This is a genomic window from Streptomyces sp. NPDC002144 (assembly GCF_053593695.1).
Window position 1 is genome coordinate 187,139 of record NZ_JBSFDB010000011.1, and the last position, 14,206, is coordinate 201,344.

Annotated in this window: 11 protein-coding genes; 1 reads left to right on the forward strand and 10 read right to left on the reverse strand. The window is 71.8% G+C overall.

Annotation, left to right across the window (positions count from 1 at the left end; genetic code table 11):
• Positions 1–442: 442 nt before the first annotated feature.
• Both ACWCQ1_RS19065 and lepA read right to left on the reverse strand, forming a co-directional pair.
• Entirely contained in the window at positions 443–2,317 is a 1,875-nt protein-coding gene (locus ACWCQ1_RS19065; RefSeq protein WP_133041044.1) for an AMP-dependent synthetase/ligase, read from the reverse strand.
• Positions 2,318–2,567: 250 nt separating this feature from the next.
• On the reverse strand, positions 2,568–4,436 hold the full coding sequence (lepA, locus tag ACWCQ1_RS19070) for a translation elongation factor 4 (protein ID WP_133041043.1): 1,869 nt from the start codon (positions 4,434–4,436) through the stop codon (positions 2,568–2,570).
• Positions 4,437–4,680: 244 nt separating this feature from the next.
• Between lepA and rpsT the strand changes: the two genes are divergently transcribed.
• A complete protein-coding gene (gene rpsT / locus ACWCQ1_RS19075; protein ID WP_133041041.1) occupies positions 4,681–4,947 on the forward strand; it encodes a 30S ribosomal protein S20 in 267 nt (88 codons plus the stop codon).
• A 456-nt stretch (positions 4,948–5,403) separates the two neighbouring features.
• Here the strand turns inward: rpsT and holA are convergent, their stop codons facing one another.
• The 8 genes from holA to ACWCQ1_RS19115 all read right to left on the reverse strand — a co-directional run bounded on the left by holA (position 5,404) and on the right by ACWCQ1_RS19115 (position 14,193).
• Positions 5,404–6,393, reverse strand: coding sequence for a DNA polymerase III subunit delta (gene holA / locus ACWCQ1_RS19080; RefSeq protein ID WP_207929621.1), 990 nt, complete (start codon positions 6,391–6,393; stop codon positions 5,404–5,406).
• Positions 6,394–6,435: 42 nt separating this feature from the next.
• Positions 6,436–6,681 carry a hypothetical protein gene (locus ACWCQ1_RS19085; RefSeq protein ID WP_356768408.1) on the reverse strand — a complete coding sequence of 82 codons (246 nt, stop codon included), beginning with the start codon at positions 6,679–6,681 and terminating at the stop codon, positions 6,436–6,438.
• A 134-nt stretch (positions 6,682–6,815) separates the two neighbouring features.
• A complete protein-coding gene (locus ACWCQ1_RS19090) occupies positions 6,816–7,697 on the reverse strand; it encodes a YceI family protein (RefSeq protein ID WP_133041037.1) in 882 nt (293 codons plus the stop codon).
• Positions 7,698–7,825: 128 nt separating this feature from the next.
• A complete protein-coding gene (locus ACWCQ1_RS19095; RefSeq protein WP_451026958.1) occupies positions 7,826–8,653 on the reverse strand; it encodes an arylamine N-acetyltransferase family protein in 828 nt (275 codons plus the stop codon).
• A 4-nt stretch (positions 8,654–8,657) separates the two neighbouring features.
• A complete protein-coding gene (locus tag ACWCQ1_RS19100) occupies positions 8,658–11,321 on the reverse strand; it encodes a ComEC/Rec2 family competence protein (RefSeq protein WP_451026959.1) in 2,664 nt (887 codons plus the stop codon).
• Positions 11,318–12,430: a ComEA family DNA-binding protein gene (locus ACWCQ1_RS19105; RefSeq protein WP_358593388.1), complete on the reverse strand. Its 1,113-nt coding sequence runs from the start codon at positions 12,428–12,430 to the stop codon at positions 11,318–11,320. Before ACWCQ1_RS19105 ends, ACWCQ1_RS19100 begins: the two co-directional genes overlap by 4 nt.
• 116 nt (positions 12,431–12,546) lie before the next feature.
• Positions 12,547–13,392 carry a DegV family protein gene (locus ACWCQ1_RS19110; RefSeq protein WP_133041033.1) on the reverse strand — a complete coding sequence of 282 codons (846 nt, stop codon included), beginning with the start codon at positions 13,390–13,392 and terminating at the stop codon, positions 12,547–12,549.
• A 72-nt stretch (positions 13,393–13,464) separates the two neighbouring features.
• Positions 13,465–14,193: a hypothetical protein gene (locus ACWCQ1_RS19115; protein WP_358593387.1), complete on the reverse strand. Its 729-nt coding sequence runs from the start codon at positions 14,191–14,193 to the stop codon at positions 13,465–13,467.
• Positions 14,194–14,206: the final 13 nt, after the last annotated feature.

The following is a 14,206-nucleotide window of genomic DNA, read 5'->3' on the forward strand; positions in this document are numbered from 1 at the left end:
CCGACTACGCCTCGCGCGTGCCCGCGTACATCTCGTCGATCAGGTGCTTGGCCGCATCACCGCGGGGGGCGACCCCCGCACCCCCAGCAGGGTCCACCGGCGCCGCCCTCCACCACGTCACACCACCGCGAAAGCCACCCGCCGGCAGGCCTACGCCTCGCGCGTGCCCGCGTACATCTCGTCGATCAAGTGCTTGGCCGCATCACCGCGGGGGGCGACCCCCGCACCCCCAGCAGGGTCCACCGGCGCCGCCCTCCACCACGTCACACCACCGCGAAAGCCACCCGCCGGCAGGCCTACGCCTCGCGCGTGCCTGCGTACATCTCGTCGATCAAGTGCTTGGCCGCATCACCGCGGGGGGCGACCCCCGCACCCCCAGCAGGATCCACCGCCGCCGCCCTCCACCACGTCACACCACCGCGAAAACCACCCGCCGACAGGCCTACGCCTCGCGCGTGCCCGCGTACATCTCGTCGATCAAGTGCTTGTACTCCCGTTCCACCACCGGGCGCTTGAGCTTGAGGCTCGGGGTGATCTCGCCGTGTTCGACGTCGAGGTCGCGGGGCAGGAGGCGGAACTTCTTGATGGTCTGCCACTTCTGCAGACCGGCGTTGAGTTCCTTGACGTAGCCCTCGACCATCGCGACGGTGGCCGGTGCGGCGACGACGTCGGCGTAGGACTTGCCCTCCAGGCCGTTCTCCTTGGCCCACTCCAGGATGGACGGCTCGTCCAGCGCGATGAGCGCCGTGCAGAAGTTCCGGTCGGCGCCGTGCACCAGGATGTTGGACACGTACGGGCACACCGCCTTGAACTGGCCCTCGACCTCGGCCGGCGCGATGTACTTGCCGCCGGAGGTCTTGATGAGGTCCTTCTTGCGGTCGGTGATCCGCAGATAGCCGTCGGGCGAGAGCTCGCCGATGTCCCCGGTGTGGAACCAGCCGTCGGCCTCCAGCACCTCGGCGGTCTTCTCCTGCAGCCCGTGGTAGCCCTGCATGATGCCGGGGCTGCGCAGCAGGATCTCCCCGTCGTCGGCGATCCGCACCTCCGTGCCGGGCAGCGGCTTGCCGACCGTGCCGGTGCGGTAGGCCTCACCGGGGTTCACGAAGGAGGCGGCGGAGGACTCCGTCAGGCCGTACCCCTCGAGGATGTGGATGCCGGCGCCGGAGAAGAAGTAGCCGATCTCGGGCGCGAGCGCCGCCGAGCCGGAGACACACGCCCGCAGGTTCCCGCCGAACGCCTCACGGATCTTGGCGTACACCAGCGCGTCGGCGACCTTGTGCTTCACGCCGAGCCCGAACGGCACCGAGGCCGTCCCCGTGCGCCGGAAGTTGTCCTGCGCGACCTTCGCGTACTCGCGGGCGACCTCCGCCGCCCACTGGAAGATCTTGTACTTGGCACCGCCGCCCGCACGGGCCTTCGCGGCGACCCCGTTGTAGACCTTCTCGAAGATGCGCGGCACGGCCGCCATGTACGTCGGCTGCACGACCGGGAGATTCTCGATGATCTTGTCGACGCGGCCGTCCACGGCGGTGACGTGACCGACCTCGATCTGCCCGGAGGTCAGCACCTTGCCGAAGACGTGCGCGAGCGGCAGCCACAGGTACTGCACGTCCTCGGTGCCGATCAGCCCCGTCGCGGCGATCGCCTTCGCCATGTACGCCCAGCTGTCGTGCGCGAGCCGGACGCCCTTGGGCCGGCCGGTGGTGCCGGAGGTGTAGATGAGGGTGGCGAGCTGGTCCTTGGTGATCGCGCCGACCCGCTCCTTGATCAGGTCGGGGTCCTTCTCCAGCCGCGCGGCACCCCGGGCCTCCAGCTCGGCGAGGGTCAGCACCCAGTCGCTGGTCTCGACACCGGCCGGATCGATCACCACGACCTGCGTGAGGGCGGGCAGCTCGGCCCGCTTCTCCACGGCCTTGGCCAGCTGCGCCGCGTCCTCGGCGATCAGCACCCGGCTCTCGGAGTCGGAGAGGATGAACGCCGACTCGTCGGCGTTGGTCTGCGGATAGACCGTGGTCGTGGCCGCGCCCGCGCACATGATGCCGAGGTCGGCGAGGATCCAGTCGAGCCGGGTCGAGGAGGCCAGCGCGACCCGCTGCTCGGGCTGCACGCCCAGCTCGATGAGTCCTGCGGCGATCGAGTAGACCCGCTCGGCGGCCTGCGCCCAGCTCAGCGACTTCCACTCGTCCGGGCCCGCGCCGGAGGCCGGCGGCACCGGGTAGCGGTACGCCTCGGCGTCCGGGGTGGCCGCCACGCGCTCGAGGAAGAGGGTCGCCACGCTCGGCGGACGGTTCTCGATCAGGGTCTGTGTGTCGCTCACGACATCCTCCGGGGCCCGCGACAGTGCGGCTGGCTCAAGTGCGGCTGGCTTCACGCAGTAGCGTTTGTTTAACTCGCGAGTAACTATCGAGCAGAGATCAGAGTAGAGCCCGACCGGCCGGTTCGTAAGAGCCCGCGGCCTGTCACTTCCTACAGAGCGCGACGTTACGCACGCGTAGGGGCCCGCCACGCTTTCGCACGCCGAGCCCCCCTTCTGCCCGCTTTGACAGGTAACCGGCTGTAACCCGCGGTTACTTCTTGCCCTTGGCCGACCCCGCGCTGTCATCGCTGGAGAGCACCGCGATGAAGGCCTCCTGCGGAACCTCCACGGAACCCACCATCTTCATCCGCTTCTTGCCCTCCTTCTGCTTCTCCAGCAGCTTCCGCTTACGGGAGATGTCACCGCCGTAGCACTTGGCGAGGACGTCCTTGCGGATGGCGCGGATGGTCTCGCGGGCGATCACCCGGGAGCCGATGGCGGCCTGGATCGGCACCTCGAAGGCCTGCCGCGGGATGAGCTCGCGCAGCTTGGCCACCAGCCGCACGCCGTAGGCGTACGCCTGGTCGCGGTGAGTGATCGCGGAGAACGCGTCCACCTTGTCGCCGTGCAGCAGGATGTCGACCTTGACGAGGTTCGAGGTCTGCTCGCCGGTGGGCTCGTAGTCGAGCGAGGCGTAACCCCGCGTCTTCGACTTCAGCTGGTCGAAGAAGTCGAACACGATCTCCGCGAGCGGGAGCGTGTAACGGATCTCGACCCGGTCCTCGGACAGGTAGTCCATGCCGAGCAGGGTGCCGCGCCGGGTCTGGCACAGCTCCATGATCGAGCCGATGAACTCCGACGGCGCGAGGATCGTGGCGCGTACGACCGGCTCGTACACCTCGTTGATCTTGCCCTCGGGGAACTCGCTCGGGTTGGTGACGGTGTGCTCGCTGCCGTCCTCCATCACGACCCGGTAGACCACGTTGGGCGCGGTGGCGATGAGGTCGAGCCCGAACTCCCGCTCCAGCCGCTCCCGGATGACGTCGAGGTGGAGCAGGCCCAGGAAGCCGACGCGGAAGCCGAAGCCGAGGGCGGCGGAGGTCTCCGGCTCGTAGACGAGGGCGGCGTCGTTGAGCTGGAGCTTGTCCAGGGCCTCGCGCAGCTCGGGGTAGTCGGAGCCGTCGAGCGGATACAGCCCCGAGAAGACCATCGGCTTCGGGTCCTTGTATCCGCCCAGGGCCTCCGTGGCCCCCTTGTGCTGGCTGGTGACGGTGTCACCGACCTTGGACTGGCGGACGTCCTTCACACCGGTGATGAGGTAACCCACTTCACCCACGCCGAGCCCGTCGGCCGCCAGCATCTCGGGCGAGTTCGTCCCGATCTCCAGCAGCTCGTGGGTGGCGTCGGTGGACATCATCCGGATCCGCTCGCGCTTGTTGAGCTGACCGTCGATGACACGGACGTACGTCACGACACCGCGGTAGGAGTCGTACACCGAGTCGAAGATCATCGCGCGGGCGGGCGCGTCGGCGACACCGACCGGCGCCGGGATCTCCGCCACCACCTTGTCCAGCAGCGCGTCGACGCCGACACCCGTCTTGGCGGAGACCCTGAGCACGTCGTCGGGGTCGCAGCCGACGAGGTTGGCGAGTTCCTCGGCGAACTTCTCCGGCTGAGCGGCCGGCAGGTCGATCTTGTTGAGCACCGGGATGATCGTGAGGTCGTTCTCCATCGCCAGGTAGAGGTTGGCGAGGGTCTGCGCCTCGATGCCCTGGGCGGCGTCGACGAGGAGGATGGTCCCCTCGCAGGCGGCGAGCGACCGCGAGACCTCGTAGGTGAAGTCGACGTGCCCCGGGGTGTCGATCATGTTGAGGATGTGCGTGTTGGTCTTGTCATGGGTCGGGGCCCACGGCAACCGCACCGCCTGGGACTTGATCGTGATGCCGCGCTCGCGCTCGATGTCCATCCGGTCGAGGTACTGAGCACGCATCTGCCGCTGCTCGACGACGCCGGTCAGCTGGAGCATCCGGTCGGCGAGCGTGGACTTGCCGTGGTCGATGTGCGCGATGATGCAGAAATTGCGGATCAGAGCCGGGTCGGTACGGCTCGGCTCGGGCACATTGTTAGGGGTCGCGGGCACGCAGGGTCCTGTCTCTTGAGGCGCCTTATGCCTCGGGTCGGATCGATACGTAGGCTCCATGGTCCCACGGGCGGCGACCGGGGACCGTTTTGGGCCGTCGGCCCGCCCCCTGGTAGTCTGAGTGGCTGTGTCTCATGCCCTCTCAGCGCGAGGCACACCATCAAGAAATCACCTGGTACGGGACCCGGATCCCTCCATGCCCGGAGTGCTCCTGGCTCGTGCCTGAACCTGTAGAGGCTCATTCGTGGCGAACATCAAGTCCCAGATCAAGCGGATCAAGACCAACGAGAAGGCGCGGCTGCGCAACAAGGCCGTCAAGTCCTCCCTGAAGACCGCGATCCGCAAGGCCCGCGAGGCCGCTGCCGCGGGTGACGTCGAGAAGGCCACCGAGTACCAGCGCGCTGCGGCGCGTCAGCTCGACAAGGCCGTCTCCAAGGGCGTCATCCACAAGAACCAGGCCGCCAACAAGAAGTCGGCGCTTGCTTCGAAGGTCGCGTCCCTCCAGGGCTGACACCTTTCTGATCTGACCGGGTCCACGAGGACCCACCGCCGGAAGGACCCGAGCGGGCCCTCTCTCATCCGCTCCCAACCGGCCCCAGAGCCCGTACGCGGCCTGCGTTCGCCACGCGGGTACGGGCTCGACGTCCTGACCCGAAGGCCCCGCCGCTTGCCCTTCCCCGGGCGAGCGGCGGGGCCTTCGGCTTGTTCTCAGCCCACCCGGTCGTCTGGTTGGTTTCAGCCCGTCCGGCCGCCTGGTTTTTTGCCCGTCCGGCCGCCTGGTTTTTTTCAGCCCGTCCGGCGTTTGAGGACGAGGCCCGAAGGGCCGACCGGGGTCCGGGGCGGAGCCCCGGCGGGGTTGAAGGGGCGGCAGCCCCTGGGGATGGGACGGGTAGGGGCGGCGGGGGCGAGAACCATGGGCCCGCACCCACCCACCCACGGACCGAACGTCACCACACCCCCCGCCCCCTTACCCCCGCCCCCGCGACCGCGCAGCCCGAGCAATCACCACAACCGCCTTCTCAAGCGCGTAGTCGGGATCCTCCCCGCCCCCCTTCACCCCCGCATCCGCCTCCGCCACCGCCCGCAACGCCACAGCCACCCCATCCGGCGTCCACCCCCGCATCTGCTGCCGCACCCGATCGATCTTCCACGGCGGCATCCCCAACTCCCGCGCCAGATCCGCCGGCCGCCCCCCACGAGCGGACGACAGCTTCCCGATCGCCCGCACCCCCTGCGCCAGCGCACTGGTGATCAGCACCGGCGCGACCCCGGTGGACAACGCCCACCGCAACGCCTCCAGCGCCTCCGCCGCCCGCCCCTCCACCGCCCGGTCGGCGACTTCGAAACTCGACGCCTCGGCCCGCCCCGTGTAGTACCGCCCGACGACGGCGCCGTCGATGGTCCCCTCCACGTCCGCCACCAACTGCGAAACCGCCGAGGCCAGCTCGCGCAGATCACTGCCGATGGCATCGACGAGCGCCTGACAGGCCTCCGGCGTGGCGGACCTCCCCGCCGCCCGGAACTCCCCCCGCACAAAGGCCAGCCGGTCCGCCGGCTTGGTCATCTTCGGACAGGCGACCTCCCGCGCTCCCGCCTTGCGGGCGGCGTCGAGCAGCGCCTTGCCCTTGGCGCCCCCCGCGTGCAGCAGCACGAGGGTGATCTCCTCCGCCGGCGCCCCGAGATACGCCTTCACGTCCTTGACCGTGTCGGCCGAAAGATCCTGCGCGTTGCGTACGACCACGACTTTGCGCTCCGCGAAGAGCGAGGGACTGGTCAGCTCGTCGAGCGTGCCGGGCTGCAACTGGTCCGGGGTGAGGTCGCGTACGTCCGTGTCGGCGTCGGCGGCCCTGGCGGCGGCCACCACCTCCCGCACGGCACGGTCGAGCAGAAGGTCCTCCTGGCCCACGGCGAGCGTCACGGGGGCGAGCGGGTCGTCATCAGCGTTCTTCCTGGCCATCGCGTAAAGCATGGCACGCCCCACTGACAACGGGGCCCGGCGTCACGGCTCCTCGCGCCAGCCGTCCCACTCCCCCGCGAACGCGTCCAGCTCCCCGGGATCCAGCCGCCCGTCCTCGTCCCGCAGGACGACCAGCCACTGCGCGTCCTCCGCGTCGTCCTCACCCGCGAGGGCGTCCCGGACGAGCCGCGGCTCCTCGACGACTCCGAACCGCTCCCCCAGCGCCTCCGCCGCCTCCTGCGCCGCGTCACGGTCGGGCAGCACCAGCACGTGTCTCACATCACTCACGGCCCCATTCTCCGCGCCGCGAGCCGCCTCTCCCTACCCAGCCCCCATAAACCCGTATGGCCCCCAGGACCCGTAGGAGCCCCCATGGACGCGCAGGAGCCCCTGTCGACCCCGTCAGCCTCTGCCGGCCTCGGTCAGCCCTTCCGAACGATCTGCACATCCAGATCGACCCGGATACTCGGCCCCACCACCGCGATGCCCCGCGCCAGCATCGTCTGCCAGCTCACCGTGAAGTCGTCGCGATGCAGCTCGGTCCGGGCCCGGCAGGCCGCCCGCACCTCGCCCTCCATGCCGTTGCCCAGCCCCAGGTACTCCGTGTCGAGCGTCACCGTCCGCGTCACCCCGTGCAACGACAGCGCCCCCGTCACCGCCCACCGGTTCCCGCCCTTGTGCACGAACCGCTCGCTGTAGAACTCCAGCGTCGGAAAGCGCGCCACGTCCAGGAAGTCGGCCGAGCGCAGATGGTCGTCCCGCATCCGCACATTCGTGTCGATGGACGCCGCGTCGATCACCACATGCATCGCCGACCGCTCCACCGGGTCCCCGATCCGCACGGCACCCGCGAAGGAGTTGAACCGCCCGTGGATCCGCGCCAGCCCGATGTGCCGTGCCGTGAACCCGATCGAGGAGTGCGTCGTCTCGATGTCCCAGTCGCCGGGCGCCGGCAGCTCCGCGGGCTGCGCGATCTGCAGCGTCACATCCCCCAGGGAGGCGAGCGTGTTCTCCCCGACGGTCGCGCTCGCCCGGTACGGCGTGTACCCCTCGGCCGACACCGCGAGCCGGTACTCCCCTGCCGGTACCGTCGTCACGAACGACCCGAACGGATCCGTCTCGCCCCCCACCACCTTGCGCCCCATGGTGTCGCTGACCGCGAACTCCGCATGCGGCACCGGCTCGTTGACCGGATCCAGCACCCTGCAGCTCAGCACCCCCGCGCTCGGCGGAGTCCGCACCGCCGCCAGGGGGCTCGTCCGTTGCACCCGACTCGTTCGGTTTCCCAGCCAGCGGCCGAACATCCACGCCACCCCTGTGCGCTCGACACCAATGTTGCCGAAGAGACATTCGATCACCGATGAGGCTTTCGAGGCAACACGGACTGTCTACGCACGAGTAGCAACGGCTGGTCCGATGTCGCCCCGATCCATCACCCCTGTTGTGATTTCCGCACAGTCCGCACCGTCCCCACAGTCCGCACCGTCGGCACACGGCGAAGGCCGATCCCGAACTCCTCCCGGTAGACCGCCAGCACCTCCTCGTCCGAGCCCAACTCACGCTGCTCACGCGCCCCGTCGGCGCTCGTCACCTTGAAGGTGCGTCCGCTGAGCGTGATCCGCCCGCCGTCCTCGGTCACCCGCGAGCACACCAGCGACCGCACGAAGTGGGAGGCCGGCGAGGTCGAGTGCCACCACGCCCCGGCCACGAAGTCGCCCAGCTCCCGGGGCCGCAGCTCCAGGCGGTACTGGGGAGCGCCGTTCATCACGACGTCGAGGTCCGGCCCCGCCTCGACGATCCGGAACACACCCGCGGGGTCCTGCTGCTCACCCCGCTCCCCGAAGGCCAGCGGATGCAGACTGTGTGCCCCGAAGCCGACGTCCGCCAGCCACTCGCTCCCGTCCACCGCCCGCACCCGCAGTGCGAGATGGTCGTACGGGATCCCCAGCCGCCCCTCACCCCCGTGCACCCGCGCGGCGAGCTGCGTGACCCCGAACCCCAGCTCGGCGAGCAACGCCCCGAACGCCCCGTTGAGTTCGTAGCAGAACCCTCCCCGCCGCGCTCCCACCACCTTGTCCAGCAGTCGCTTCTCCTCCAGCACGATCTCCTCTCCCAGATGCACGGACAGGTTCTCGAACGGCACCCGCCGCAGGTGTCGCAGATGCAGGTCGCGCAGCACGTCGGAGGTGGGCGCGGTGGGCCATGCCGGGGGCTCGATCCCCAGGCGGCGGAGATAGGCATCGACCTGTGCGATATGCATGCCCTCAGTCTCGCGCCACCGCCGGCCGTCCGCCGAGGTCCGTGACGGCGAGCGCCCCGTCCCGGTCGGTCCGCAGCACCACGGCACCCTCGGCCCGCAGCGCCGCGACCGTGCTGGGTGCGGGATGTCCGTACGGGTTGTCCTCCCCGCAGCTGATCAGCGCGATCCGCGGCGCCACCCTGCGTATCAGCTCCGGATCCTGGTACGCGGAGCCGTGATGGGCGACCTTGAGCACGTCCACCCCGCCCAGCAGCGCGCCCTGCGGTGACCTCAGCAGGGCCTGCTGGGCCGGCGGTTCGAGGTCCCCGAGCAGCAGGAGCCGCAGCCCCGCCGAGTGGACCAGCATGGCGACGCTGGCGTCGTTCGGCCCGTCCGGGTCCGGCGCCGGGGCCGGCGGGGGCCACAGCACCTGCCAGGACAGCGACCCGGTGCGCCGTACCTCCCCGGCGACGGCACGGGTGAGCGGGATGTGCCGCGCCGCCGCCTCCCTGCTGACGAACTCGACCTGGTCCACGGGCTCCTGGAACCCGGTCGTCTCGATCGCCCCCACCGAACGCCCGCGCAGCACTCCCGGCAGTCCCGCCACATGATCGGCGTGGAAGTGGGTGAGCACGACGAGCGGGACGCGGGTGATCCCGAGCGTGCGCAGACAGTGGTCGACCAGCTTGGGGTCGGGCCCGGCGTCCACGACCACACCGGCGCCGTCCCCCGCCGCGAGCACCGTCGCGTCGCCCTGGCCCACATCGCACATCGCGAACCGCCACCCCGGCGGCGGCCACCCCGTGATCACCCGGGTCAGCGGCGGTGGCTGCACGACGACGAGCAGCAGCAGGAGCCCGCACGCCGCGCACAGCCACGGGTGCCGCAGCAGCCGCCGCCCGACCAGTACGACGACCACCGTGACCAGGGCCAGCAGCAGCGCCCCGCCCCAGCTGCCGGGCCAGTCCACTCCCCCGCCGGGCAAAGCCGCACCGGCGCGGGCGACACCCGCGATCCACCCGGCGGGCCAACTCGCGCACCACGCCAGCGCCCTGGCCACCGGCATCGCCACCGGCGCCGTCGCCAGCGCGGCGAAGCCCAGCACGGTGGCCGGGGCCACGGCGATCTCGGCAAGCAGGTTGCAGGGCACCGCCACCAGGCTCACCCGCGCCGACAGCACGGCGACGACCGGCGCGCACAGGGCCTGCGCCGCGGCCGCCGCGGCCAGCCCCTCGGCCAGCCTCGGCGGAACCCGGTGCCGCCGCAGCGCCTCGCTCCAGCTCGGGGCGAGGATGAGCAGCGCGCCGGTGGCCAGCACGGAGAGCAGGAAGCCGTAACTGCGCGACAGCCAGGGGTCGTAGAGCACCAGCAGCAGGACGGCCGCCGCCAGCGCCGGGATCAGCGATCTGCGGCGCCCGGTCGCCAGGGCCAGCAGGACGACGGCTCCGCAGGCGGCGGCGCGCAGCACGCTCGGGTCCGGGCGGCACACGACGACGAACCCGAGGGTGAGCGCGCCGCCGAGCACCGCGGTCGCGCGCAGTGGAATGCCGAGCCTGGGCGCGAGCCCTCGGCGCTCCACCAGCTGGGCCATGCCGGGCGGTCCGATGAGCAGGGCCAGGATGATCGTGAGGTTGCTGCCGGACACCGCGAGGGTGTGCGCGAGGTCCGTCTCCTTGAAGGCCTCGTCCAGTTCCGGGCCGATCCGCAAGGTGTCGCCGACGACCAGCCCCGGCAGCAGGGCCCGGGCGTCCTCCGGCAATCCGTCGGTCGCCTCCCGCAGCCCGCCCCGCAACCGCCCGGCGAACCGCTGTGCCGCCGACGGTCCGCCGACCACCTCCGGCACGCCCTTGCCCCGCACCCGCAACACCCCGGCGACCCGGTCCTCACCGACCAGCGCGGGCACGACCCGCGCCACGACCCGCACCCGCGTGGAGGGCAGCAACTCGAGCCAGGGCGACCGTGGCGGGCCCTCGACGGAGGGTGCCCTGCCGGCTTGCGGCCTGCCGAGTGCCACCCTGCCTACTGCCGCCCCGCCGGCTTCCGCCCCGCCGACCGCCGCCCTCCCGGCTGCCGCTCTGCCGGCTTTCGCCTCTCGCGACGCGACGTTCACGATCATCAGCACGGGCGCCCGCGTCGCCACGACCGTCCCGTCCGCCTCCTCGACCCGGCGCACCTCTCCCTCGACCAGCACGGAGGCCGGGGCTGCGTGATCCCCTCTCACCCTGGGCCGGGTGACCCGCGGGTCGGAGGTCACCTCGACCTCGGCCGTCACGGTGGCGTACCGCCGCGCCAACTCCGGCACGGGCCCGCGGCGCACATCGGCACCGTGCAACCCGGCGGACACGGCGGCCGCGGCGACGCAGAGCAGCAGGGCGGCGAGAGAGGTCCGCGGCCATGCACCCCTCCCCGTACGGCCGCCCGCCGCCACCCGTCTCCCCGCCGACAGCAGCACACCCGTCGCGCCAAGGCAGAACACCGCGATGCCCGTGACCCACCCCGGCGGCGCGTCCAGTGTCAGCGCCGCCGTCGCCCAGGTCGCGAGCGCGGGTGGGACGAGGCGCAGGTCCGTCGGTCCTTCCTGCCGGGGGTGGGCCGCTCCCAGGCGGGCTCCGGAGGCGGCGTGGACGGCGGCGCGGGCGTGGGCCGGGCGATCCCTGTCGTCCCCGGGGCGAACGGGGTCGCGGCTCATGGCCGTACCAGATTCCGCAGGTCGGCGAAGCGGCGGTCGCCGATGCCGTTCACCTCGCGCAGTTCGTCCACCGAGCGGAAGCCGCCGTGCTGTGTGCGGTAGTCGATGATGTGCTGGGCCAGGACAGGGCCCACGCCCGGCAGGGTGTCGAGCTGGTCCACGGTCGCCGTGTTGAGGGCGACGGGCGCACCTGAGGCCGCCCCTGCCGGACCACCGCCGGCCGCACCGGCAACACCCGCGGGACCGGGCGCCGGGGCGGCCGGGCCGCCCACGACCACCTGCTCGCCGTCGACGAGGAAGCGGGCCCGGTTGAGTCCGTCCGTGTTCGTGCCGGGCCGCACGCCACCAGCCGCGCGCAGGGCGTCGACGACCCGTGAACCGGCCGGCAGCCGTTGGATCCCGGGCCTGCGGACCTTGCCGCTGACATCGACGACGATCTCGGCGCCGGCGGTGGTCCCGGCCGTACCCCCGGCCTGCGTCACGCCGCCAGAGCCACCCGCACCCGACTCCCCGTCGGTCTTGCGGCCGCCGAGCCTCCCCTGCCCGAACTCCCCCTCCCCGCCCTTCCCTTCACCGAGCGGCACCGCCGCCCGTACCACCTCCGGCGCCCGCACGGACTGCGGCCGCCCGCTCCAGAAGTGCTGCACGGCGAACACGGCGGCGACCACGAGCACCACCCCGAGCGCGACCACGCTCCGCCGCTCCAGCCCGCACCGGGTCTGCAGCCACACCGGCATCCGCTCCCGCAGCGCGGGTCCGACGCGCGCCCGCCAGGTCTCCACCGGCCGCCGGACATCGGTCTGTTCGGCCACATCTCCCGCCGGTGGAAAGCCCCGCCCCTCCTCCTGAGGCAAGTCACACCCGTTTTCTTCGGGCGCCCCCGGCGACCCCGGAGACCCCGGCGGCCCCAACCCCCGCCACTCCTCCGGCCGTTCGGGAAACAGCGCCTCCGCCCGCCGACGGAGCTCCTGCGCCGACTCGTGCCGATGCCGGGCCCGCCCCCGGCTCCCTGCCGGTGCGCGGCGATGGCGAATCCGGCCGTCCGTGGCGGGGCCGCGTCCGGGGCCGCTGGAGACGGTCGCTGTGCGTGAACGTGATCGAAGTGCCATGCGGCGAGGATCACCCACCCCGCCACCACCGCGATGATCTTGCTCAATTCCCGGGGACTACCCACCGGTTGTGGACAACTCCGCCACCCGCACGGGTGAACCGAGTGGTGTCGCCGTCACCGCGGCGAGACCACGACCCCCAGCAGCCCGGGCCCGGTGTGCGCCCCGATCACCGCCCCGACCTCGCTCACATGCAGGTCCGCCATCCCGGGCACCCTCGCCCGCAGCCGGTCCGCCAGCGCCGAGGCCCGGTCGGGGGCGGCGAGATGGTGGACGGCGATGTCGACCGGCGCGCTGCCGGCCCGGTCGGCCGCGATCTCCTCCAGGCGGGCGATCGCCCTGGACGCCGTCCGGACCTTCTCGAGGAGTTCGATTCTCCCGCCGTCCAGTTGGAGCAGCGGTTTGACGGCGAGCGCCGAACCCAGCAGCGCCTGCGCCGCGCCGATCCGGCCGCCCCGGCGCAGATAGTCGAGGGTGTCGACGTAGAAGTAGGCGGAGGTGCCCGCGGCCCGCTTCTCCGCGGCCGTGACGGCCTCGTCCACCGTGCCGCCCGCCTCGGCCGCCTCCGCGGCGGCGAGCGCGCAGAAGCCGAGCGCCATCGCGACCGTCCCGGTGTCCACCACCCGCACCGGCACCGGTGCCTCACGCGCCGCGAGGACCGCCGCGTCGTAGGTGCCCGACAGTTCGGCGGAGAGGTGGAGGGAGACGATGCCGGTGGCGCCGGTCTCGGCGACCTTGCGGTAGGTCTCGGCGAAGAGCTGGGGGCTGGGCCGCGAGGTGGTGACGGGGCGCCGCTTCTGTAGTGCCTGGGCCAGCGAACGGGTCGAGATCTCGGTGCCCTCGTCCAGCGCCTCGCCACCGAGGACCACGGTCAGGGGGACCGCTGTGATGCCGTGACGCTCCATCGTCCGCGGCGGCAGGTAGGCCGTTGAATCGGTGACGATCGCGACATGGCGGGACATGAGCTGGAGGTTACCTGGCGTAGTGCCCGTACGGCAGCCCGGCCCCTGTCACCTGGTCTGCCCTTGACCGGATCAAGTAGTGCTCTCGGGACGGGGTTTCTTCTGCCAGGGGTAGCTCGGGCGCTGTCCCGGAGGGGTGATGGCGGCCCGCGTCGGCTCCTCGGCCCTGCGCGGTGTCTCCGGCCAGGTCTGCTGCGCCGTCGCGTTGTCGGCGGCCGGGGCGTCCGGCCACGGCGGCGGGGCGGCGGACGGCTCCTCCTTCGTCCAGTGCCGCAGGGCGCCGGCCTCCACGTCGATCTGGGCGCTCAGCGTGTCCAGGTCGTCCGCGGCGAACCGGTGGGCCCGGTCCCGGGCCGCCCAGCGCAGGGAGTCGGCGGACTGGGTGATGCGCTCGGTGCGGGCGCGCAGGTCGGGCAGCCGCTGGGCGAGCGTCGCGCGGTCGGGTTCGCCCTCGAGGCGCTTGAGCTCGCCGTCCAGTTCGTGCCCGTGCACGCTCAGTCGACGGAAGAGGTCCAGGGACTCCTTCAGGGACTGGTCGTCCCGGGCGCCCGCGTGCAGCGCGTCCTGGGTGGCGCGCATCGAGGTGCGCAGCTTCAGGCGCAGCGCGGCGACCTCGGCCGCCGGCCCCTGCTGCACGAAGCTCTTGGCGCGCAGGGTGTGATCCTCGACCGTGCGCCGGGCCTGGTCGATGGTGCGGTCCACGCCGCGCTTGGCGGCGCCGATCACCTTGACGGTGGCGTAGGCACCGAGCACCAGGAAGAGGACGAAGAGCAGGGCGAACACTGCGATCACTGCTTCCACTGTGCTCCTCCTC

Bases quoted from the DNA above. Each gene is read 5' to 3' on its own strand.
- ACWCQ1_RS19095 (WP_451026958.1), bottom strand. From the start codon at position 8,653: ATGCATATCGCACAGGTCGATGCCTATCTCCGCCGCCTGGGGATCGAG.
- ACWCQ1_RS19110 (WP_133041033.1), bottom strand. From the start codon at position 13,392: ATGTCCCGCCATGTCGCGATCGTCACCGATTCAACGGCCTACCTGCCG.
- ACWCQ1_RS19105 (WP_358593388.1), bottom strand. From the start codon at position 12,430: ATGGCACTTCGATCACGTTCACGCACAGCGACCGTCTCCAGCGGCCCC.
- holA (WP_207929621.1), bottom strand. From the start codon at position 6,393: ATGGCCAGGAAGAACGCTGATGACGACCCGCTCGCCCCCGTGACGCTC.
- ACWCQ1_RS19100 (WP_451026959.1), bottom strand. From the start codon at position 11,321: ATGAGCCGCGACCCCGTTCGCCCCGGGGACGACAGGGATCGCCCGGCC.
- ACWCQ1_RS19090 (WP_133041037.1), bottom strand. From the start codon at position 7,697: ATGTTCGGCCGCTGGCTGGGAAACCGAACGAGTCGGGTGCAACGGACG.